Source organism: Streptomyces sp. NPDC003032 (assembly GCF_053591415.1).
The window spans coordinates 1-20518 of record NZ_JBSFTT010000024.1; the positions used below are offsets into that span (position 1 = coordinate 1).

At 71.4% G+C, this 20518-nt stretch carries 22 protein-coding genes and 1 pseudogene; 15 read left to right on the forward strand and 8 right to left on the reverse strand.

Going from position 1 to position 20518, the window contains the following annotated elements; genetic code table 11:
• The 3 genes and pseudogenes from ACWDZ7_RS28835 to ACWDZ7_RS28845 all read left to right on the forward strand — a co-directional run.
• Nucleotides 1-114, forward strand: a pseudogene (locus tag ACWDZ7_RS28835) (3-isopropylmalate dehydratase small subunit); the annotation flags it as partial.
• 247 nt (nucleotides 115-361) lie between these two features.
• A complete protein-coding gene (locus ACWDZ7_RS28840; RefSeq protein ID WP_223776996.1) occupies nucleotides 362-598 on the forward strand; it encodes an SCO5555 family protein in 237 nt (78 codons plus the stop codon).
• A 162-nt stretch (nucleotides 599-760) separates the two neighbouring features.
• Nucleotides 761-1459 (forward strand): HU family DNA-binding protein, encoded by a 699-nt coding sequence (locus ACWDZ7_RS28845; protein ID WP_451800973.1) that lies wholly within the window; start codon nucleotides 761-763, stop codon nucleotides 1457-1459.
• Between the two features lie 121 nt (nucleotides 1460-1580).
• Here the strand turns inward: ACWDZ7_RS28845 and ACWDZ7_RS28850 are convergent, their stop codons facing one another.
• Together ACWDZ7_RS28850 and cofC are read right to left on the reverse strand one after the other, a co-directional pair.
• Nucleotides 1581-1784, reverse strand: a complete 204-nt coding sequence (locus tag ACWDZ7_RS28850) for a hypothetical protein (RefSeq protein WP_451515758.1) — start codon at nucleotides 1782-1784, stop codon at nucleotides 1581-1583.
• A 13-nt stretch (nucleotides 1785-1797) separates the two neighbouring features.
• Nucleotides 1798-2433 (reverse strand): 2-phospho-L-lactate guanylyltransferase, encoded by a 636-nt coding sequence (gene cofC / locus ACWDZ7_RS28855; protein WP_451800975.1) that lies wholly within the window; start codon nucleotides 2431-2433, stop codon nucleotides 1798-1800.
• Nucleotides 2434-2577: 144 nt separating this feature from the next.
• On the opposite strand from cofC, the gene ACWDZ7_RS28860 reads away from it, so the two are divergent.
• Genes ACWDZ7_RS28860 through ACWDZ7_RS28870 form a run of 3 tightly spaced genes read left to right on the forward strand, consistent with a single transcriptional unit; the run spans nucleotide 2578 to nucleotide 5673 of the window.
• Nucleotides 2578-3432, forward strand: a complete 855-nt coding sequence (locus tag ACWDZ7_RS28860) for a lysophospholipid acyltransferase family protein (protein WP_451800976.1) — start codon at nucleotides 2578-2580, stop codon at nucleotides 3430-3432.
• Nucleotides 3429-4457, forward strand: a complete 1029-nt coding sequence (locus ACWDZ7_RS28865; protein WP_451800978.1) for an NAD(P)H-dependent glycerol-3-phosphate dehydrogenase — start codon at nucleotides 3429-3431, stop codon at nucleotides 4455-4457. Before ACWDZ7_RS28860 ends, ACWDZ7_RS28865 begins: the two co-directional genes overlap by 4 nt.
• 34 nt (nucleotides 4458-4491) lie before the next feature.
• Nucleotides 4492-5673: a D-alanine--D-alanine ligase family protein gene (locus ACWDZ7_RS28870; RefSeq protein WP_451800980.1), complete on the forward strand. Its 1182-nt coding sequence runs from the start codon at nucleotides 4492-4494 to the stop codon at nucleotides 5671-5673.
• 23 nt (nucleotides 5674-5696) lie between these two features.
• Here ACWDZ7_RS28870 and ACWDZ7_RS28875 read toward each other — a convergent pair whose 3' ends face one another.
• Nucleotides 5697-6194, reverse strand: a complete 498-nt coding sequence (locus tag ACWDZ7_RS28875; protein ID WP_451800981.1) for a DUF3515 domain-containing protein — start codon at nucleotides 6192-6194, stop codon at nucleotides 5697-5699.
• 20 nt (nucleotides 6195-6214) lie between these two features.
• Nucleotides 6215-6448 carry an Lrp/AsnC family transcriptional regulator gene (locus tag ACWDZ7_RS28880; protein ID WP_016642988.1) on the reverse strand — a complete coding sequence of 78 codons (234 nt, stop codon included), beginning with the start codon at nucleotides 6446-6448 and terminating at the stop codon, nucleotides 6215-6217.
• Nucleotides 6449-6657: 209 nt separating this feature from the next.
• On the opposite strand from ACWDZ7_RS28880, the gene ACWDZ7_RS28885 reads away from it, so the two are divergent.
• Both ACWDZ7_RS28885 and thiD read left to right on the forward strand, forming a co-directional pair.
• Nucleotides 6658-7626, forward strand: coding sequence for a thiamine-phosphate kinase (locus tag ACWDZ7_RS28885; RefSeq protein ID WP_451800982.1), 969 nt, complete (start codon nucleotides 6658-6660; stop codon nucleotides 7624-7626).
• Complete coding sequence (thiD, locus tag ACWDZ7_RS28890) at nucleotides 7623-8417, forward strand: bifunctional hydroxymethylpyrimidine kinase/phosphomethylpyrimidine kinase (RefSeq protein ID WP_451800983.1); 795 nt, start codon at nucleotides 7623-7625, stop codon at nucleotides 8415-8417. The genes ACWDZ7_RS28885 and thiD overlap by 4 nt, the downstream gene beginning before the upstream one ends.
• Here thiD and ACWDZ7_RS28895 read toward each other — a convergent pair.
• The 4 genes from ACWDZ7_RS28895 to rpmB form a co-directional block, all read right to left on the reverse strand.
• Nucleotides 8390-9658 carry an FAD-dependent monooxygenase gene (locus tag ACWDZ7_RS28895; protein WP_451800985.1) on the reverse strand — a complete coding sequence of 423 codons (1269 nt, stop codon included), beginning with the start codon at nucleotides 9656-9658 and terminating at the stop codon, nucleotides 8390-8392. The genes thiD and ACWDZ7_RS28895 overlap by 28 nt on opposite strands.
• A 35-nt stretch (nucleotides 9659-9693) precedes the next feature.
• Nucleotides 9694-10509 carry a tetratricopeptide repeat protein gene (locus tag ACWDZ7_RS28900; RefSeq protein WP_451800987.1) on the reverse strand — a complete coding sequence of 272 codons (816 nt, stop codon included), beginning with the start codon at nucleotides 10507-10509 and terminating at the stop codon, nucleotides 9694-9696.
• A gap of 3 nt (nucleotides 10510-10512) precedes the next feature.
• A complete protein-coding gene (locus ACWDZ7_RS28905; protein ID WP_451800988.1) occupies nucleotides 10513-12708 on the reverse strand; it encodes a BTAD domain-containing putative transcriptional regulator in 2196 nt (731 codons plus the stop codon).
• A gap of 103 nt (nucleotides 12709-12811) precedes the next feature.
• A complete protein-coding gene (rpmB, locus tag ACWDZ7_RS28910) occupies nucleotides 12812-12997 on the reverse strand; it encodes a 50S ribosomal protein L28 (protein WP_016642993.1) in 186 nt (61 codons plus the stop codon).
• A gap of 239 nt (nucleotides 12998-13236) precedes the next feature.
• Between rpmB and ACWDZ7_RS28915 the strand changes: the two genes are divergently transcribed.
• The 7 genes from ACWDZ7_RS28915 (at nucleotide 13237) to rpmF (ending at nucleotide 20511) form a co-directional block, all read left to right on the forward strand.
• Nucleotides 13237-14934, forward strand: a complete 1698-nt coding sequence (locus ACWDZ7_RS28915) for a DAK2 domain-containing protein (RefSeq protein WP_451800990.1) — start codon at nucleotides 13237-13239, stop codon at nucleotides 14932-14934.
• Nucleotides 14935-14995: 61 nt separating this feature from the next.
• On the forward strand, nucleotides 14996-17221 hold the full coding sequence (recG, locus tag ACWDZ7_RS28920; protein WP_451800991.1) for an ATP-dependent DNA helicase RecG: 2226 nt from the start codon (nucleotides 14996-14998) through the stop codon (nucleotides 17219-17221).
• Between the two features lie 63 nt (nucleotides 17222-17284).
• Complete coding sequence (gene rsmD / locus ACWDZ7_RS28925) at nucleotides 17285-17878, forward strand: 16S rRNA (guanine(966)-N(2))-methyltransferase RsmD (protein WP_451800992.1); 594 nt, start codon at nucleotides 17285-17287, stop codon at nucleotides 17876-17878.
• Between the two features lie 26 nt (nucleotides 17879-17904).
• Nucleotides 17905-18384, forward strand: coding sequence for a pantetheine-phosphate adenylyltransferase (coaD, locus tag ACWDZ7_RS28930; RefSeq protein ID WP_451515864.1), 480 nt, complete (start codon nucleotides 17905-17907; stop codon nucleotides 18382-18384).
• A 111-nt stretch (nucleotides 18385-18495) separates the two neighbouring features.
• On the forward strand, nucleotides 18496-19551 hold the full coding sequence (locus tag ACWDZ7_RS28935) for a cell division initiation protein (protein WP_451800994.1): 1056 nt from the start codon (nucleotides 18496-18498) through the stop codon (nucleotides 19549-19551).
• A gap of 136 nt (nucleotides 19552-19687) precedes the next feature.
• The gene (locus ACWDZ7_RS28940; RefSeq protein WP_451801121.1) at nucleotides 19688-20335 is read left to right on the forward strand and encodes a YceD family protein; all 648 of its coding nucleotides are present in this window, start codon (nucleotides 19688-19690) and stop codon (nucleotides 20333-20335) included.
• Nucleotides 20336-20337: 2 nt separating this feature from the next.
• A complete protein-coding gene (gene rpmF, locus ACWDZ7_RS28945) occupies nucleotides 20338-20511 on the forward strand; it encodes a 50S ribosomal protein L32 (protein WP_026165248.1) in 174 nt (57 codons plus the stop codon).
• The last annotated feature ends 7 nt before the right edge of the window (nucleotides 20512-20518 follow it).

A 20518-nucleotide genomic window follows, 5' to 3' on the forward strand; every position in this document is an offset into this window, starting at 1 on the left:
TGGCGGCTCCTGAACGGCCTGGACGACATCAGCATCACACTGCGGAACGAGCCCGACATCGCCGCCTATGAGACCGAGCGCCCCGCCTACAAGCCGCGAACCGTGCGGGTCTGACACCGCGCAACAACCGCAACGCCCTGTTGTACCCCCAATCGTGGACGGTTGGGGGTACTTCTGCGTGGGGGTCCGGAGAGGTGCCCGATGGCCTGAACGGGTGGTCTCAACTCCCTTGATTCGGACGGAAGAAGAGGCCGGAAATCCCCTTGCACTCGGCCGGACCGGGTACCCTCATGAGGGCGGTGGATGGCGGTAGTTACCCCCTGCGGAGGCGACAACTCGCCCCAGATGGCACAATCGGTGCATGGGACGCGACAGCCAACTCGAGCTCTACAGGCTCGTCGCCGACCAACTGAAGGAAGCGCACTCACGAGTGCGTGCACTGCAAGTCCCGGAGGGCGTACGGATGGCGCTGACCCGGAAGCTGCTGGTCATTACGGCCGCGGCCAAACACGATCTCGCCGATGCGGCAAGGCGTCTGGAGCGATTGATGGCGTCCCTCGACGAAGCCGACGAGGGCCGATTCCCCGAAGACACCTGAGCCTCAAGCCTCAACGGGCCTTCGAGGAACTCCGAGATGGGCCAGTTCGTTGCGGCACAAGGGTGATTAGCCCGTTTCGTGTTTGATTTGCGGTATATATCTGCCTAACGTGCGAAAAAGCCGGAGTATTTCGCTCCCGGCAATGTCTCCGAAGGGGAAGACGTGAACAAGGCGCAGCTCGTAGAAGCGATTGCCGACAAGGTGGGAGGCCGCCAGCAGGCCGCCGACGCCGTCGACGCGGTACTGGACGCCGTCGTCCGCGCCGTGGTCAGCGGGGACCGTGTTTCGGTCACCGGCTTCGGCTCGTTCGAGAAGGTCGACCGCCCGGCCCGCTACGCCCGCAACCCGCAGACCGGGGAGCGCGTGCGGGTCAAGAAGACCTCGGTTCCGCGCTTCCGCGCCGGCCAGGGTTTCAAGGACCTGGTGAGCGGCTCGAAGAAGCTGCCGAAGAACGATGTCGCGGTCAAGAAGGCGCCCAAGGGCAGCCTGACCGGCGGTGCTTCGGCGACGGTCAAGAAGGCCGCGGCCAAGAAGGCCACCACCGCCAAGAAGGCGGCCGCGAAGAAGGCCACGCCCGCCGCCAAGAAGGCCACGCCGGCGAAGAAGACGACGGCGACGGCGAAGAAGGCCACGGCGACGGCGAAGAAGACCACCGCCAAGAAGGCCACCGCGACGCCGACGGCGACGAAGGCCGCGGCCAAGAAGACCACCGCGAAGAAGGCCGCACCCGCCGCCAAGAAGGCCACGCCGGCGAAGAAGACCACGGCGCCGGCGAAGAAGGCCACGGCCAAGAAGGCGCCCGCCAAGAAGTCCACGGCGCGCAAGACGACCGCCAAGAAGGCCACCGCCCGCAAGAAGTAAGGGCACAGGGGCACTCACGCGCCGGGCCGGACTCCCACGGGGGAGCCCGGCCCGCGTCGTGTGCCCACAGGGCGTCCCGTGACGTCCTTGGGCCCGGCCCCGGAAGGTCTTCGGCCCGGTCTCAGAACGTCTGGAGCGTCACCAAGGTGATGCGGCGCGCCGCGCCCTCACCGTCGACCTCGATCCGCACCCGCTGGCCCGGCCGCAGCAGCCGCAGCCCGCCCGCGTCGAACGCGGGGGCCTCGAAGGGCACCGGAGTGCCGTCGTCGAGCAGCACACTGCCGCTGCGGGTCTCGGAGTCGTACGTATACGCGGTCGCCTGCATGGAAGCAGCGTACTCAGTCGGCGATGAGCAGCCTGGCGGCGGCCGTCGCGGTGCGCGGACCCACGCCCAGTGCGAGGGCGGCGCGCAGGTCCTCTCCGGTATCCACGTCCTGGCGTACGGAATCGACGCCGGCGAGCGTCAGTTCCACGGCGCCGGACGCCGTGTGTCGGGCGCGGGACGCCGTGCCGAATGCGGGGCGCAATTCCATTCCGCTCACCGCGGTCAGCAGTGTCGTCCCGATTCCGGCGGCGTCCGGCAGAAATGCGCGGGGAAATGGAGCGGCCCCGTCCAGGACGCGGGCCAATTCCATGGGGCGCAGCGCGGGCAGATCGGCGTTCAGGGCGGCGACGGACGCTTCGGTCCGTTCGGCGCGTACGGCCGCCGCCCCGTGCTGCAGGGCGGCGTTCAGGCCTTCTCCCGGTTCGTCCGGGACGATCCGGGCGCCCAGCGCCGCCAGCTCGCGGCGCGCGAGGGCGTCGTCCGTGACGACCGCCACATCCCGCACCGCCGGGCACGCCACCGCGGCGGCCACGGTGTCCTGCGCGAACGCCAGGGCGAGGCCCGGACGCAGGCCGTCGCCGGCGGTGGGGGTGAGCCTGCTCTTGGCGCGCGCCAGCGGTTTAAGGGGTATGACCAGGGTCCACTGCACGGGCGCTCCGTCCTTGTCGTCGGCCTATTGTGGCCCGCTCGCAGGGGCGGTGGTGGGAGACGGGTGGGCGTACGGTGTTCTCGACAGACCGGCAGCCTGGGCGACACTTGTGCGGCCGACAGGTTCATGGAGGAAGGTGTCCGCGTGTCCCGCCGCAGAATCGGCTTCTGGTACCGCCTGGCGGCGGTCATCGCAAAACCGCCGCTGGTGGTTCTGTTCAAGCGGGACTGGCGTGGAATGGAACACATTCCGGCCGACGAGGGTTTCATCACGGCGGTGAATCACAACTCGCATATCGACCCGTTGTCGTACGCACACTTCCAGTACAACACCGGCAGGGTGCCGCGTTTCCTGGCAAAGGACGGCCTTTTCAAGGCGGGCTTTGTCGGGCGGGTCATGAAGGGCACGGGCCAGATCCCCGTCTACCGCGAGACCACGAACGCGCTCGACGCCTTCCGCGCCGCGGTCGCCGCCATCAAGCGTGGCGAGTGCGTCGCGTTCTATCCCGAGGGCACGCTCACCAGGGACCCCGACATGTGGCCGATGACGGCCAAGTCCGGTGCCGCGCGGGTCGCTCTGGAGACCAGGTGCCCGGTGATCCCCGTCGCGCAGTGGGGCGCCAACCTCGCGCTGCCGCCGTACAGCAAGAAGCCCGCGTTCTTCCCGCGCAAGACCCTTCAGGTGAAGGCCGGGGCCCCCGTCGACCTGTCGCGCTTCTACGACAAGGAGCCGACGCCCGAGGTGCTCCGCGAGGCGACCGAGGCCATCATGGCCGCGATCACCGAACTCCTTGAGGAGATCCGGGGCGAGAAGGCCCCCGACCGGCCGTACGATCCGCGCCGGGCACGGCTGGAGCAACGACGCAAGGCGGCGGGCCGCAACGCCGCGCGGAACGGCACGGGGAGCACGACACAGAGCACCGCGGAAAGCACCACGAAAAGCACCGCACAGAGCCCCGCACAGAACCCCACTCAGAGCACCTCGGAGGACAGCAAGTGACGAACCCCGTGAACTCGGCAGGTTCCGTGAAGGCCGCCGTCTTCGGAACGGGCTCCTGGGGTACGGCGTTCGGCATGGTGCTCGCCGACGCGGGGTGCGACGTCACCCTGTGGGGCCGTCGCGCCGAACTCGCCGACGCGGTCAACTCCACGCGGACCAACCCGGACTACCTCCCCGGCGTCGAACTCCCCGAGAACCTCAGGGCGACCACCGACCCGGCCGAGGCCGCCGCGGGCGCCGACTTCACCGTCCTCGCCGTGCCCTCGCAGACGTTGCGCGGCAACCTCGCCGCGTGGGCGCCGCTGCTGGCCCCCGAGACCGTCCTCGTCTCCCTCATGAAGGGTGTCGAGCTGGGCTCCGCGATGCGCATGAGCGAGGTCATCGGGGACGTCACGAAGGTCCCGGCCGACCGGGTCGCCGTCGTCACCGGCCCCAACCTCGCCCGTGAGATCGCCGCCCGGCAGCCCGCGGCCGCCGTGGTCGCCTGCCGGGACGAAGCGGTCGCCCAGCGTCTCCAGAGGGCCTGCCACACGCCGTACTTCCGTCCGTACACCAACACGGACGTGGTCGGCTGCGAGCTGGGCGGCGCCGTCAAGAACGTCATCGGGCTCGCCGTCGGCATCGCGGACGGCATGGGCCTCGGCGACAACGCCAAGGGCTCGCTCATCACGCGCGGCCTCGCCGAGACCACCCGCCTCGGGCTCGCCATGGGCGCCGACCCGCTGACGTTCTCGGGACTCGCGGGCCTCGGCGACCTGGTGGCCACCTGCTCCTCGCCGCTCTCGCGGAACCACACCTTCGGCACCAACCTCGGCAGGGGGATGACCCTGGAGGAGACCATCGCGGTCACCAAGCAGACCGCCGAGGGCGTCAAGTCCTGTGAGTCGGTGCTGGACCTGGCCCGCAGGCACGGCGTCGACATGCCCATCACGGAAACCGTCGTAGGCATCGTCCACGACGGCACACCCCCGGTGGTGGCCCTCAAGGAGCTCATGTCGCGCAGCGCGAAGCCCGAGCGTCGCTGACTGTTTTTCGGTCAGCGGGTACGCTCAACGCGATATGAGCAGCGAGAACCTCCCCCTGAGCCCTGATGCGAGCCCCGAGGCGCGCTCCGAGAAGCCGCTCCGCAAGCTGTGCGTGGCCGTCGTGTTCGGCGGCCGCAGCTCGGAGCACGGCATCTCCGTGGTGACGGCCGGCGCCATCCTGAGCGCCATCGACCGCACCAAGTACGACGTCCTGCCCATCGGCATCACCAAGGACGGCCGTTGGGTGCTGACCGCGGACGAGCCCGAGCGGATGGCCATCACCGACCGCAGGATGCCGAGCGTCGCCGAGATCGTCGACTCCATGGAGGGTGGCGTCGTACTGCCGCTCGACCCGGGCGACCGCGAGGTCGTCTACAGCGAGCCCGGCTCCGTGCGCAAGGCGCTCGGCGAGGTCGACGTCGTCTTCCCGATGCTGCACGGTCCCTACGGAGAGGACGGCACCCTCCAGGGGCTGCTGGAACTCTCCGGAGTGCCGTACGTCGGCTCCGGTGTCTTGTCCTCGGCCGTCGGCCAGGACAAGGACTACATGAAGCGGGTGTTCACGTCCTTCGGGCTGAACGTCGGCCCCTACCTGGTCATCCGCCCGCGCGAGTGGCACCAGGACGAGGCGGGCGCCCGGCGGCGCGTCGCGGACTTCGCGGGCGAGCACGGCTGGCCGCTGTTCATCAAGCCCGCGCGCGCGGGCTCCTCGATCGGCATCACGAAGGTCGACTCCTTCGAGGGCCTCGACGAGGCGATCGCCGAGGCGCAGCGCCACGACCCGAAGATCCTCGTCGAGGCGCTTCTTCGCGGCCGTGAGATCGAGTGCGGCGTCCTGGAGTTCGAGGACGGCCCGCGCGCGAGCGTCCCGGCCGAGATCCCGCCGGCGCAGGCGCACGACTACTACGACTTCGACGCGAAGTACATCGACTCGACGCCCGGCATCGTGCCCGCCCCGCTGACGCCCGAGCAGACCGCGGAGATCCAGCGGCTCGCGGTCGAGGCGTTCGAGGCGGCGTCCTGCGAGGGCCTGGTGCGCGCGGACTTCTTCCTTACGGAGGACGGCCGGTTCGTGATCAACGAGATCAATACGATGCCGGGCTTCACGCCCATCTCGATGTACCCGCAGATGTGGGAGAAGAGCGGTGTCGGCTACGCGGAGCTGGTGGACCGCCTCATCCAGGCGGCGCTGAACCGCTCGACAGGACTGCGCTGACGCACCCCTACGGGCCTACGGAGTCAGGCGATCCCCTTGGGGACGGTCTCCTTGATGGGCGCGGCGAAGTCCGTGAGCGGGCCGAGGCCGTCCCCCGTCCGCTCCTCGGGCAGCGTCACCTCCACGTAGGCGAGCCGCGCCCCCGTGGTGAAGGTGTACGAGCCGTCGTCGCGCTTCTGCAGAAGCCAGGCGACGCCGTTCACGCGCACGCCGTTCTTCTCGGCGTACGCGGGATCGATCATCTCGGGGGGCCGCTCCACTCCGCAGCGCAGTATGATCGCCGGGTCTCCCCACCCGGCGGTCAACTCCGACTTCGGCCCGGGGTCGGTGCGCCCCAACCCGTCGATTTCCTTCGGGAGCTGCTCGTGCAGGTCCCGGCAGAGCCCGGCGGCCTTCGCGTCCGGGGACGGAACCACCACCGACGCCCCGTCGTCCGTAGCTGAGCAGGCCGCTGTCGTGATCGACAGGGCGAGAGCGGACGTTCCTATGAGGCAGCGGCGCCGGAGACGAGCGATGTTCACCGGGTCAGGGTAGACGGGGGCTACAAGTGCACGACCGGGCAGGTCAGAGTTCGGGTGATGCCGTCCACTTGCTGGACCTTGGCGACCACCATGCGGCCGAGCTCGTCCACGGTGTCCGCCTGTGCGCGCACGATGACATCGTAGGGACCGGTCACGTCCTCGGCCTGGATCACTCCGGGGATCTTGCCGATCAGTTCGGCGACGGTCGACGCCTTGCCGACCTCTGTCTGGATCAGGATGTACGCCTGTACCACGGAACCTCCAGGGCGGCGACGAGGATCATGTGGGGGAAAGAGACGCAACGGTACCGCGTCGTCGCTCGCCACGGGGAGACCCGGGCGAGCTGTGGCGCGCACATCGTGGTGGACGGACAGCACAAGTCGACGCTCACGTCGACCGTACCGACGACAGTGACGGCTCGCGACCGGGGGCCGGGCAGCGTGAAAGGGCATGGTGAGACTCGGTGAAGGGAACCGTGGGCGAGTTGGGGGAGTTCGGGCTCATCAGAGAGCTCACCTCGCGGCTCACCTCGACTCCGGCCGTACGGCTCGGCCCCGGCGATGACGCCGCGGTCGTGTCCGCTCCGGACCGCAGGGTCGTGGCGAGCACCGACATCCTCCTGGAGGGGCGGCACTTCCGCCGCGACTGGTCCACCGCCTACGACGTGGGCCGCAAGGCCGCCGCGCAGAACCTCGCCGACATCGCGGCCATGGGCGCCGTGCCGACCGCGCTCCTGCTGGGTCTGGTCGTCCCGGCCGAGCTGCCCGTCAGCTGGCCCACCGAGCTGATGGACGGCCTCAGGGACGAGTGCCAGGTCGCGGGCGCGGCCGTCGTGGGCGGCGACGTCGTCCGCGGCGACACCATCACCGTCGCGATCACCGCCCTCGGTGATCTGCGCAACCACGAGCCGGTCACGCGCGCGGGCGCGCAGCCCGGCGACGTCGTCGCCGTCACCGGCTGGCTGGGCTGGTCGGCCGCCGGGCACGCGGTGCTCTCCCGCGGCTTCCGCTCGCCGCGCGCCTTCGTGGAGGCGCACCGCAGGCCCGAGCCGCCCTACCACGCGGGCCCCGCGGCCGCCGGGCTCGGCGCGACCTCCATGACGGACGTGAGTGACGGGCTCATCGCCGACCTCGGCCACATCGCCGAGTCCAGCAAGGTACGCATCGACATCCGCTCCTCAGACGTCGACGTGCCCTCCCAGATGAACGACATCGGCCAGGCCGTCGGCGTCGACCCGCTCCAGTGGGTGCTCAACGGCGGCGAGGACCACGCGATCGTGGCGACCTTCCCTCCCGACGTCAAGCTGCCCGCCCGCTGGAAGGTCATCGGCGAGGTCCTCAATCTCTCGGCGCTGCCCCAGGTGACCGTGGACGGCGCCCCCTGGACCAGCAAGGGCTGGGACCACTTCGGGGACAACGGAGACGCGGAGTGACCCCGCCCCCGCGGGTGCTCACCGTCGCCGGCTCCGACTCCGGGGGCGGCGCGGGCATCCAGGCCGACCTGAAGACGATGCTCGCCCTCGGCACGCACGGCATGAGTGTCGTCACGGCCGTCACCGCGCAGAACTCGTTGGGCGTGCAGGGCTTCTGGGAGCTGCCGGCCGAGGCGGTGCGGGCCCAGTACCGCAGCGTCGTCGACGACATCGGCGTACAGGCCGTGAAGACCGGCATGCTCGCCTCCGCCGAACTGGTCGAGACCGTCGCCGACTTGCTCGCGGGCACCGAGGCGCCCGCCGTCGTCGACCCGGTCGGCGTCTCCAAGCACGGCGACTCGCTGCTCGCGGCCTCCGCCCTGGACTCGGTACGCACGAAGCTGCTGCCTGCGGCCACCGTCGCCACGCCCAACCTCGACGAGGTCGCCCAGCTCACCGGCGTCGAGGTCACCTCCGAGGACGACATGCGGCGCGCGGCCGCCGCCGTCCTCGCGTACGGCCCGGAGTGGGTGCTCATCAAGGGCGGCCATCTGCGCGGCGACGCCGTGGACCTGCTCACCGACGGCTCCGAGGAGCATGTGCTGCGCGCCCCCCGCCACGACAACCGCCACACGCACGGCACCGGCTGCACCCTCGCCAGCGCGATCGCGGCGCAGCTGGCGAAGGGACGGAGCGTTCCGGAGGCCGTCGCGTCGGCCAAGGAGTACGTCACCGGGGCGATCGCCGCCGGGTTCGCGCTCGGCGGGGGGATCGGGCCGGTGGATCACGGCTGGCGGTTCAGGGAGGCGTAGCCCTCCGCGGGCTGCCGGGCGTAGTCCTTGAGCGTGAGATCGCTCGCGGCCTTCTCCGTCAGCCTCTTGAAGAAGCCCGCGAGGAGGCGGGAGCTGAGCAGGCGGTACGCGCGGTCGCGGCTGCGGATCTTCTTCTGTGAGGGCGGGGCGAGGAAGGGGCCCGCGTTGCCCGAGGTCTTCTGGCAGCCCTTGGCATAGGCGCTGATCTCCGCCTCGTACGCGGCGAAGCCGACCCGGTGGTCGCCCCGCGCGGCGGCCAGTTCACCGGCCAGGACGTACGCGCCGACCAGCGCCGTACCCGTGCCGATGCCGCCCATCGTGGCGCCGTACCCCGCATCCCCCAGGAGCACCACACGGCCCTCGGAGAGCCTGTCGACGTGGATCTGCGCGATGGCGTCGAAGTAGAGGTTCTCGGCGCCCTCAAGGCCCTCCAGGACCTGTGCGGCGTGCGTCCAGCCCATGTCCGCGAACTTCTCGGCGAGGATCGCCTTCTGCCGGCCGATGTCGTGGCGGTCGTACGAGAGCCGCTCGGACCTGAAGACCAGGGCCGCGCCCGCCCTCTCCGGGTCACCGTCGTAGTTGTTGATCATGAGGGTGCGGCCGGGTTCCGTGTAGATGCGGGCGGTGCGGTCCAGTCCCAGGTGGTTGGGGAGGTCGAAGCCCGCCACGTAGTAGCCGAGGAACCGCAGGTACCGGGACTCGTCACCGAAGACGAGGCGGCGCGTGTGCGAGTGCAGCCCGTCGGCGCCGACGACGAGGTGGAAGCGGCGGGGAGCGCCGTGGTCGAAGGTCACGTCGATGCCTTCGGAGTCCTCGGTCAGCGAGGCGATGGAGTCCCCGAAGACGTACTCCACGCGGTCCCTGGTGCGCTCGTACAGGATCTTGGAGAGATCGCCGCGGAAGATCTCCACATCGCCGCTCATCAGGAACGCGGGCAGATCCACGCGTTCCTTGTCGTCGGCTTCGACGATGGTCTGGCGGCCCATGTGCGTCTGGCGGCGGTGGACCTCGTCCCAGACGCCCATGCGCCGCAGCACGGTCCGGTGCACGTCGCCGCGGAAGTCGACCGCGAAGCCTCCCTCGCGCAGGGCGGGCGCCTTCTCAAGGACGGTGACGTTCGCGCCGTAGCGGGAGAGCCACAGGGCGAGCGCGGGGCCCGCGACGCTGGCCCCGGAGATCAGGACGTCCAGGTGGCCGAGGCTGTGGGTGGCGGTCTGCGTCGTGCTCGTCGCTGTCGTCATGCCACGAAGCTTCGGGGTGGGCGCTGACCGTCCGCCTACCGTCCCCTTACCGCCGCTGACCGCAGCTGCCGACCCTGCTCGAAGGCCTTCTCGTACGCCTCAGGGGAGAGCCGCCCACGCGCCGACCGCTCCACGGGTACGACATCGGGGTCGTCGGCGATGAGAGTGCCGCGCAGGCCGTGGGCGGCGCCCAGAAGCCGGGCGGCGTCCTCGGAGCAGGGGGCGACGGCCGCCAACGCCTCGGCGACCTCGGCCAGTTCACCGGTGTCCGAGGCGAGCACGCGGGCCTGCTCGAACCAGTCGGCCGCCTCCCCGGCACGGGCCTCGGCGAGCGCGCTACGGCCGAGGCCCACCAGGGTCCGCACGCTCTCGCCCAGGCTGTACCAGTTGGCGGCGCACGCCTCCAGAGCCGCTTCGTAGTGCTCACGCGCGCGTGCCGTGTCTCCGGAGAGCCGCGCCACGTCCCCGAGGCCGCGCCGCGCGGTCGCCACCTTGTCGGGCACACCCGTGGTGCGGGCCAGGGCGGCCGAGTGCGTGTAATGGGCGGCGGCCCCTTCGAAGTCGCCGGCGTGCAGCAGGACCGTGGCGCGCCGGTGCAGCAGATCGGCGGTCTCTTCGGGGGCGGCCAACTCGCGTACGTACGTGAGCCCTTCGTCCAGCATCCCAAGGGCCCGCTCCCGCTCGCCCCGCCAGTCGGCGAACATCCCCAGCGGATCGAGGCAGTTGGCCATGCCCCAGCGGTCCCCTGTCGTCCGGAAACCCGCGAGGGCGTGGGCGAACGCCGACTCGGACGCGTCGGCGCGGCCCGCGAACAGCTCCTGGAAGCCCCGGCCCAGGCCGAGGAGGGCCACACCTCAGGGATGATCGCCGACCTGGGCCCGCACCCGGTCCTCCATGGCGCGCGCGGGGCCGCCCGCCACCGACCAGAGCACCACCAGGTGCGGCAGCCGCAGAGGTCCCTCCAACTCCGCGAGCAGGCCGTCCGCGCGCGCGAGGCGCTCCGGTTCCGTGGGGTCGGCGCCGTCACCCGCGATCGTGTTGATCACGCACAGGACGTACTCCTCGGTGAGCCCCTTCGGAGGCTCGGTGCCCACGGCGTCGAGCAGTTCCCGGGCGAGGAGCGTCCGCTCTCCGTAGAGGCCGCGCAGCCGCCAGAACCAGGAGAGCGCCGCCATCAGCCGGAGCCCGCCATGGGGCTCGGTGCCGGTCAGATGGCGCAGCGCGGCGTCCAGATTGCCGCGCTCGGCGGCGAGCCCCGCCAGCCAGGGGAGCTGCTCGCGCCCGCGCAGCCGCGGTTCGGCCAGCTCGGCGAGGTCCAGGAAGTACGCGGCGTGCGCGGCCCGCAACCGGCCCTCCTCGCCCGCTTCGGCGAGGTGCCGGGCGCAGAACGCGTGAATGGTCCGCAGCATGCCGTACCGCCCGTCGGCCACCTCGAGAAACGACTTCTCCGCGAGGGAGGCCAGCAGATCCTCCGGATACGGGATCCCGCAGACGGCCTCCACGGCGGCCGCGGTGGCGCCCCCGGAGAACACCGTCAGGCGGCGGGCCAGCTCCCGCTCCTCGTCGTCGAGCAGCTCCCAGCTCCACTCCACGACCGCGTGCAGGGTGCGGTGGCGCGGCGCCTTCGTGCGGTCGCCGCGCGACAGCAGCCGGAAGCGGTCGCCGAGGCGGGCGGCGAGCTGGTCCAGGGTGAGCGTGCGCAGCCGGGCGGCGGCCAGCTCGATGGCGAGCGGCAGCCCGTCGAGGGCCGCGCAGATCTCGGCGACGAGCCGTCCACCGTCCCCGGCGGCGAGTCCTTCCAGGTCGGGACGTACGGCGGCCGCCCGGTCCGCGAAGAGCCGGGCGGCGGGTCCGGCGTCGAGCGGCGGCACCGGCCACAGGACCTCTCCGGTGATCCCGAGCCCCTCCCGGCTGGTGGCGAGGACGCGCACACCGGGGCAGGCCCCGAGCAGCAGCCCGGCGACCCGGGCCGCCTCCTCGACGAGGTGCTCGCAGTTGTCCAGGACGAGCAGCAGCTCACGGCCGTGCAGCACGGACAGCAGCCGCTCGGCGGTGTCGCCGCCCGGCGCGTGGAAGCCTTCCCGCACCCCGAGCGCGGTGAGGATCGCGTACGTCACCTGGGCCCCGTCGGCGAGCGGCGCCAGTTCCACGTAGCAGACGTCGGGCAGCGCGCGGGCGGCCTCGATCGCCAGCCGCGTCTTGCCCGCGCCGCCCGGCCCGGTGAGCGTGACGAGCCGGGCCCCGGTCAGCAGGGCGCCGATCCGCGCCAGCTCGTCGGCCCGCCCGATGAACCGCGTCAACTGCGCGGGCACCCCCCGCTGCCGGGTCGGCTCCTGGCCCTGGAGCAGTTCCAGATGGAGCGCGGACAGCTCGGCCGAGGGGGCGGTGCCCAGTTCTGCGGCGAGGATACGGCGGGCGTCCTCATAGGCGGTGAGCGCCTCCGCGGGCCGCCCCGCCGCGTGCAGCGCCCGCATGAGCTGGGCGTGGAGCCGCTCGCTGAGCGGATGCGCGGCGGTCAGCTCGCGCAGCTCCGGTACGAGTTCGGAGCCGCCGCCCAGCGCGAGGTCGGCCTGGACGCGGTCCTGCGTGGCGGCGAGCCGCAGCTCGTCGAGACGGGCGACGGACGCGTGGGCGTCCGGAAGGCCGGCGAGGGCCGGGCCGTGCCACAGGCCGAGCGCCTCCCTCAGGAGTGCGGCGGCCCCGGCGTGGTCGCCGGAGCCGAGCGCCCGGCGTCCCTCACGGGCGAGGCGCTCGAAGCGGTGCAGGTCGACGTCCTCGGGGGAGACGGCGAGGCGGTAGCCCGTGGGGAGGGCCTCGATGTCCAGGCCCAGGCGCTTGCGCAGTCGGGAGACCTGGGACTGCAGGGCGTTCGCGGCGCCCGCCGGCGGTTCGTCCCCGTAGAGCCCGTCGATGAGTCGCTCCACGGAGACGGCACGCCCCGCGTCCAGGAGCAGCAGGGTGAGCAGGGCGCGGGGGCGCGGTCCGCCGGGGTCCAGGGGGACGCCGTCGCGGGAGCGTATGTCGAGGGGACCGAGGATGCCGAAGCGCATCCGCCAGATTCTGACAGGTGCCCACGCGCGTGGGCGCACGAAAAAGCCGGCTCCCCGAGGGGAACCGGCTGATTCAGCAACCAGCTAGGTGGCCGCGCTGACGTCAGCGCGAGACCTTGCCGGCCTTGATGCACGAGGTGCAGGCGTTGAGGCGCTTCGGCGTCCCGCTCACCACGGCACGCACACGCTGGATGTTCGGGTTCCAGCGACGGGGCGTACGGCGGTGCGAGTGCGAGATGTTGTTGCCGAAGCCCGGCCCCTTGCCGCAGACGTCGCAGTTGGCAGCCACGGGTCACTCCAAAGACTTCAGATGCACTTACGGTTAATCCCGGCATGCCGAGATCAGTGCAATGATCGAAGTGGCGTTGCCAGGAGGAATGTCCCGATGAGTATCGGGCAACCGGAGCAGCATACAACGACTGCTTCGGTACAACGAAACTACCACGGCTCGCCCGGCCCCCGCCCCGGGCCCTGTGTTCACCCTGGGTCTACGCTGCGTCCATTCCGGATGGTCAAGGAGGCGAACAGGTGCCGCAGAACCTCGACGCGGTCGCGGTGCGCGCCTGGTGCCGACTGGCTCTGGACGCCCTCGGCAGGGCCCGCGAGGAGATCGACGCCATCAACGTCTACCCGGTCGCGGACGGGGACACCGGCACGAACCTCTATCTGACCGTGGAGTCGGCGTCCCAGGCGGTCGACGCGGCCTTCACGGGCCATGACCCGGCCCTTCCCTCGCTGGCCGAGACCGTGCGCGCGATGGCGCACGGGGCGCTCATCGGGGCCCGCGGAAACTCCGGCACGATCCTGTCCCAGCTGCTGCGGGGGATGGCGCAGATCCTCGGCGGCCCCGACAGCGACGACGCCCGAGACATCCGTGACGCCCTCGACTCCCGTGACGCGGATCACGCCGACGGGCGGACCCTGGCGCTCGCTCTGAGAAGGGCCGCGGAGTCCGCGTACGAAGCCGTCGCCCACCCCGTCGAAGGCACCGTCCTGACGGTGGCCACCGCCGCGGCCACGGCGGCCGAGGCGGCCGGCGGCGCCGCCGACTGCGAGGCGGTGGCACGAGCCGCGTACGACGGCGCCTGCGCCGCCCTGGACGCCACACCTCGGCAGCTCGCCGTCCTCGGGAGGGCCGGAGTGGTGGACGCCGGAGGGCGCGGCCTCGTCGCGGTGCTCGGGGCCCTCGTCGGGGCGCTGTCGGGCGAGACGGTGGCGCACAGGGCGGCCGACGGCCCACGCGCGCGCGTGCAGGACACCGAGCAGTGCGACACCGAGTGCGACGACCTTCCGGCGGCCGACGGAGGCGGGCCCGCGTTCGAGGTGATCTACCTCTTGGAGGCCGACGACAGCGCGGTGGCACGGCTGCGGTCCCGGCTCGACGGGCTCGGCGACTCGCTCGTGGTGGTCGGCGGCGACGGGCTCTGGAACGTCCACGTCCACGTCGACGACGCGGGAGCCGCCGTCGAGGCGGGCGTCGAGGCGGGCCGCCCGCACCGCATCCGCATCACCCACTTCGGAGCGGGCGACGCGCACACCACCGCGCAGCCGCCCCGGGAACGTACGCAGCGGGCCATCGTCGCCGTCGTACCCGGCGAAGGGCTCGCCGAGCTCTACGCCGAGGCAGGGGCGACCACCGTGCCCACGCGCGTGGGGGAGCCGCCCGCGAGCGGCGAGCTCGTCGACGCCATCCGGCGGGCGCACGCGCGCGAGGTGGTCCTGCTGCCCAACGACGCCGAGCTGCGCCACACCGCGGCCGCCGCGGCGGAACAGGCCCGTACGGAAGGCGTGCGCGTCGCCCTCATCCCCACCCGCTCCGCAGTCCAGGGCATCGCGGCCCTCGCCGTGCACGCGCCGGACCGCCGCTTCGACGAGGACGTCGTCGCCATGACATCGGCGGCCGGCGCGACCCGCTACGGCGAACTGACCGTCGCCGAGCGGCAGTCGTGGACGATGGCGGGCATCTGCCAGGCCGGCGACGTCCTCGGCCTGATCGACGGCGACGTCGCGGTGATCGGCTCGGAGGTCGCCCACACCGCGGCCTCCGTCCTGGACCGCATGCTGTCGGCGGGCGGCGAGATGGTCACGCTCGTGCTCGGCGAATCCGTGCCCGACACCGTCGCCGACCGGCTGGAGAAGCATGTGCGCGAGACGTACCTGGCCGTCGACACGGTCGTCTACCGCGGCGGCCGCCAGTCCGCGCTGATGCTGATCGGCGTGGAGTAGCGCCGCCTGCGACCGGTCGATCCGCGGGACCTGCGGCGGATTGTCAGTGGCGTGGTGTGCAATGGATCTCGTGCCCGCGCTCGAAGAACCCCTGAAGAAAGTGGTCGGCCCCGCCACCGCGAAGGTGATGGCCGAGCATCTCGACCTGCACACGGTCGGCGACCTCCTGCACCACTACCCCCGGCGGTATGCCGAGCGGGGCGAGCTGACCCGCCTCGCCGACCTCCCCCTGGACGAGCACGTCACGGTGGTCGCCCAGGTCGCGACCGCGCGCCTGCACACGTTCAAGTCGCCCAAGGCACCCCGGGGCCAGGGCCAGCGCCTCGAAGTCACCATCACCGACGGCAGCGGCGAGCTGCGCCTGGTCTTCTTCGGCCGCGGCGTCCACAAGCCGCACACGGAGCTGCTGCCCGGCACCCGCGCGATGTTCGCGGGCAAGGTCTCCGTCTTCAACCACCGCCTCCAGCTCGCCCATCCCGCGTACGAACCGCTGCGCGGCGGCGACCCGGACGCGGTGGACAGCTGGGCGGGCGCGCTCATCCCGATCTACCCTGCCTGCAAGCAGCTGGAGTCCTGGAAGATCACCAAGTCCGTCGAGACGGTCCTGCCCAGCGCCCAGGAGGCCCTCGACCCGCTGCCGCCCGCCCTCAGGGAGGGCCGCGCCCTGATCCCGCTCCCCGAAGCGCTCCTGAAGATCCACCGCCCGCACTCCAAAGCGGACATCGCCGCCGCCCGCGACCGCCTCAAGTGGGACGAGGCCTTCGTCCTCCAAGTAGCCCTGGCCAGGCGGCGGTACGCGGACGCGCAACTGCCCGCCGTCGCCCGCCGCCCCAAGGACGGCGGCCTCCTCGACGCCTTCGACGCCAAGCTGCCCTTCACGCTCACCGAAGGCCAGGAGAAGGTCTCCAAGGAGATCTTCGACGACCTCGCGACCGAGCACCCGATGCACCGCCTCCTCCAGGGAGAGGTCGGATCGGGCAAGACGATGGTCGCCCTGCGCGCCATGCTCGCCGTCGTGGACGCGGGCGGACAGGCCGCGATGCTCGCGCCCACCGAAGTCCTCGCCCAGCAGCACCACCGCTCGATCGTCGAGATGATGGGCGAGCTGGCCGAGGGCGGCATGCTCGGTGGCGCCGAGCAGGCGACCAAGGTCACGCTGCTCACGGGCTCCATGGGCACCGCTGCCCGCCGCCAGGCCCTGCTCGACCTGGTCACCGGCGAGGCCGGCATCGTCATCGGCACCCACGCGCTGATCGAGGACAAGGTGCAGTTCCACGACCTCGGCCTGGTCGTCGTCGACGAGCAGCACCGCTTCGGTGTCGAGCAGCGCGACGCCCTGCGCGGCAAGGGCAAGCAGCCCCCGCACCTCCTGGTCATGACGGCCACGCCCATTCCCCGCACGGTCGCGATGACGGTCTTCGGAGACCTGGAGACCTCCGTCCTCGACCAGCTCCCCGCCGGGCGCTCACCGATCGCCAGCCATGTCGTGCCCGCCCAGGACAAGCCGCACTTCCTCGCCCGCGCGTGGGAGCGCGTGCGCGAAGAGGTGGAGAAGGGGCACCAGGCGTACGTGGTCTGCCCGCGCATCGGCGACGAGGGCGACGAGGGTGACGCCCCGAAGAAGGCCAAGAAGAAGGCCGAGAAGGCCGAGGAAGAGGCCACCGCCGAGAAGCGCCCCCCGCTCGCCGTCCTCGACGTCGCCGAGCAGCTCGCCCAGGGCCCCCTGAGCGGCCTGCGGGTGGAGGTCCTGCACGGGCGCATGCAGCCCGACGACAAGGACGCCGTGATGCGCCGCTTCGCCGCGGGCGAGACGCAGGTGCTCGTCGCGACGACGGTCATCGAGGTCGGGGTGAACGTCCCGAACGCCACCGCCATGGTGATCATGGACGCGGACCGCTTCGGCGTCTCCCAGCTGCACCAGCTGCGCGGCCGCGTGGGCCGCGGCTCCGCCCCGGGCCTGTGCCTGCTGGTCACCGACATGCCCGAGGCCAGTCCCGCCCGCGCCCGCCTCGGCGCCGTCGCCTCCACGCTCGACGGTTTCGAGCTCTCCCGCATCGACCTGGAGCAGCGCCGCGAGGGCGACGTGCTCGGCCAGGCCCAGTCCGGCGTCCGCTCCTCCTTGCGCATGCTCGCGGTCATCGAGGACGAGGAGGTCATCGCCGCCGCCCGCGAAGAGGCGGTCACGGTCGTCGCGAAGGACCCCGACCTGGAGCACCTGCCGGAGCTGCGCACCGCCCTGGACGCCCTGCTCGACGCCGAGCGCGAGCAGTACCTCGACAAGGGGTGACAAGGGGCGACGCCCGCGCACGCCATATCGTGGGGGGACCACCGCCCAGCCAGAAGGACACAGATGACCCGCGTGATCGCCGGTGCGGCCGGCGGACGCCGCCTCGCCGTCCCGCCAGGGAACGGCACCCGCCCCACGTCCGACCGCGCGCGCGAGGGCCTCTTCTCCACCTGGCAGGCCCTCCAGGGCACGCTCGACGGGGCGCGCGTGCTCGATCTGTACGCGGGCTCCGGCGCCGTCGGCCTGGAAGCCCTCTCCCGTGGCGCCGCGCACACCCTGCTCGTCGAGGCCGACGCCAGGGCGGCCCGCACCATCAGGGAGAACGTGAAGGCGGTCGGTCTGCCCGGCGCCGAGGTACGAGCGGGCAAAGCCGCCCAGATCGTCCAGCAAGGGGCGCCCTCCACCCCGTACGACCTGGTGTTCCTCGATCCGCCCTACGCCGTCACCGATGACGATCTTCGGGAGATACTGCTCACACTCCGCTCGGAAGGCTGGCTCACGGACGACGCGCTCGTCACCGTTGAACGCAGTACAAGAGGCGGTGTCTTCGGCTGGCCGGAGGGTTTCGAGGCCCTCAGGTCCCGTCGCTACGGCGAAGGGACGTTTTGGTACGGTCGCGCCGCCTCTACGTGCGACGACTCAGTGATCGCGCCATGACCGGACCGGAGAGCGAGGGACTCACGTTGCGCCGCGCCGTCTGTCCGGGGTCTTTCGACCCCATCACCAATGGACACCTCGACATCATCGCCCGCGCCTCCAAGCTGTACGACGTGGTGCACGTCGCGGTGATGATCAATCAGTCGAAGAAGGGCCTGTTCGAGATCGAGGAGCGGATCGAGCTGATCCGCCAGGTCACCGCCGACTTCGGCAACGTGGAGGTCGAGTCCTTCCACGGCCTTCTCGTCGACTTCTGCAAGCAGCGCGACATCCCGGCCATCGTCAAGGGCCTGCGCGCGGTCAGCGACTTCGACTACGAGCTCCAGATGGCCCAGATGAACAACGGCCTCTCGGGCGTCGAGACGCTGTTCGTCCCGACCAACCCCACCTACAGCTTCCTCTCCTCCTCGCTGGTCAAGGAGGTCGCCGCCTGGGGCGGAGACGTCGCGCACCTGCTGCCGCCGGTGGTCCACGAGGCCCTCGTCGAACGCCTGGGCGAGAAGTGACCCACCCGCAGGTGTACTGACAGCCCGTCACCCGCTGTCGGGCGGGCGCCCCCTGGCCTTACAGTCGTCCCGTCCGTCTCCCAACCAGCTGTAGAGAGTGGCGAGCACACGGTGGACGTGCAGAAGAAGATCGACGAGATCGTCCGGGCGATCGGCAGCGCCCGGTCCATGCCCATGTCGGCCTCGTGCGTGGTCAACCGCGCCGATCTGCTCTCGATGCTCGAAGAGGTGCGCCAGGCCCTGCCCGGCTCCCTCGCCCAGGCCCAGGAGCTGATCGGCGGCCGCGAGCAGCTGGTCGAGCAGGCCCGCCAGGAGGCGGAGCGGATCATCGAGGGCGCGCACGCCGAGCGCGGCTCCCTGATCTCCGACACGGAGGTCGCCCGCCGCTCCCAGGGCGAGGCCGAACGCATCCTCGCCGAGGCCCGCCAGGCCGCCGAGGAAGTCCGCGTCGAGGCCGACGACTACGTGGACAGCAAGCTCGCCAACTTCGAGGTCGTCCTCACCAAGACGCTCGGCTCCGTCGGCCGCGGCCGCGAGAAGCTCCTCGGCACCGGTCCCGGCCTCGACGAGCACGGCTACGAGGACGAGGACGCCCCCGAGCGCAGCCACGACCCGGAGACCCTGCGCCGCAACGCGGACGCGTACGTCGACGCCAAGCTCGGTGCCTTCGAGGCGGTCCTCGCCAAGACCCTGGAGGCGGTCGGCCGCGGCCGCCAGACCCTGCACGGCCGGGCCCCCGCCGACGAGCTGGGCGCCCTCGGCGAGGGCGCCACCACACAGGGCCACACCACCGACGCCGAATTCCTGGCGGACCTCGCGGACCCGGCCGCCGCCCCGGCACCCCAGCAGGCCCCCGTACCCCAGCAGGCCCCGCCCCCGCAGCAGCCGCCGTACGCCCCGCAGCAGCCCCCGCAGCAGCCCGACCCGTACGGATATCAGCAGCAGGACCAGTACGCGTACCAGCAGCCGTACGAGCAGGACCCCTACGGGTACCAGCAGCAGCACCAGTACGGATACGCGCAGCAGGGCTACGAGCAGCCTCCGTACGAGACGCCCGCGGCGCTGGAGGAGGCCAGCCTCTTCGACACGACCATGATCAGCGCCGAACAGCTGCGCCAGTACGAGCAGGGGCGCCAGGAGAGGACACCGGGCCGGATTGGGCCGTGAGCGAAAGGTCCAGTATCCTGGCTCTTCGGTCGCGCATACGTCCGCGGCTCGGGCTGCCCACCCCAGCATCATCTTTGACGCATCGGTGAGGCGGCCCCCTCCTCATGAACTTCCAGGATCGAAAGCAGGAAAAGCCCTGAGTGCTCGCCTTGACCACCGCAACCCTCTCGTGTTCGACACACACGAGCTGGGTCGGCGTCCCGGTGCGCTGCAGCGGCTCACCCGTGAGATCGAGGCGCCCGGTCCGCCGAGCGCCTTCGGCATCGAAGGGGTCATCGGAGTGCCGCAGGGCGCCCCGGTCCAGCTGGAGGTCCGCCTTGAGTCGGTCATGGAAGGGGTGCTTGTCACAGGCACCGCCCGTGCATCGGCCGAGGGGGAGTGCGTAAGGTGTCTGGAGCCGCTAGAGCTGCAGCTCGACGCGGATTTCCAGGAGATGTTCTCGTACCCTGACGCCGACGACCGGAGCCGCACCGCGGAACCGGCCGACGACGCCGAGGAAGACGAGGGCAGGCTCTGTCTCGAGGACGGCATGTTCGACCTCGAGCCTGTGCTGCGTGATGCGGTGGTGCTCGCACTGCCGATGCAGCCGGTGTGCCAGGACGACTGTCCGGGCCTGTGCTCCCAGTGCGGGGCACGGCTCGCGGACGACCCGGACCACCACCACGACGCCGTCGACATTCGTTGGGCGGCACTGCAGGGACTCGCCGGGACCATCCAGGACGGCGAGAAGGACGAGATGAGCGGCGCCGGCGATGCGGGCGTCGACGAGAAGCAGGAGAAGTAGCCGTGGCTGTTCCGAAGCGGAAGATGTCGCGCAGCAACACGCGCCACCGCCGGTCGCAGTGGAAGGCTGCGGTCCCCACCCTGGTTTCGTGTGAGCGTTGCCAGGAGCCCAAGCAGCAGCACATCGCGTGCCCGAGCTGCGGCACCTACAACAAGCGCCAGGTCCTCGAGGTCTGAGCGGCTG

Coding starts and splice junctions, on each gene's coding strand:
- ACWDZ7_RS28905 (WP_451800988.1), bottom strand. CDS start 12,708: ATGCGCTTCGGCATCCTCGGTCCCCTCGACATACGCTCCCGCGACGGC.
- ACWDZ7_RS28840 (WP_223776996.1), top strand. CDS start 362: ATGGGACGCGACAGCCAACTCGAGCTCTACAGGCTCGTCGCCGACCAA.
- ACWDZ7_RS28870 (WP_451800980.1), top strand. CDS start 4,492: ATGAGCAGCGAGAACCTCCCCCTGAGCCCTGATGCGAGCCCCGAGGCG.
- ACWDZ7_RS28850 (WP_451515758.1), bottom strand. CDS start 1,784: ATGCAGGCGACCGCGTATACGTACGACTCCGAGACCCGCAGCGGCAGT.
- rsmD (WP_451800992.1), top strand. CDS start 17,285: ATGACCCGCGTGATCGCCGGTGCGGCCGGCGGACGCCGCCTCGCCGTC.
- ACWDZ7_RS28895 (WP_451800985.1), bottom strand. CDS start 9,658: ATGACGACAGCGACGAGCACGACGCAGACCGCCACCCACAGCCTCGGC.
- recG (WP_451800991.1), top strand. CDS start 14,996: ATGGATCTCGTGCCCGCGCTCGAAGAACCCCTGAAGAAAGTGGTCGGC.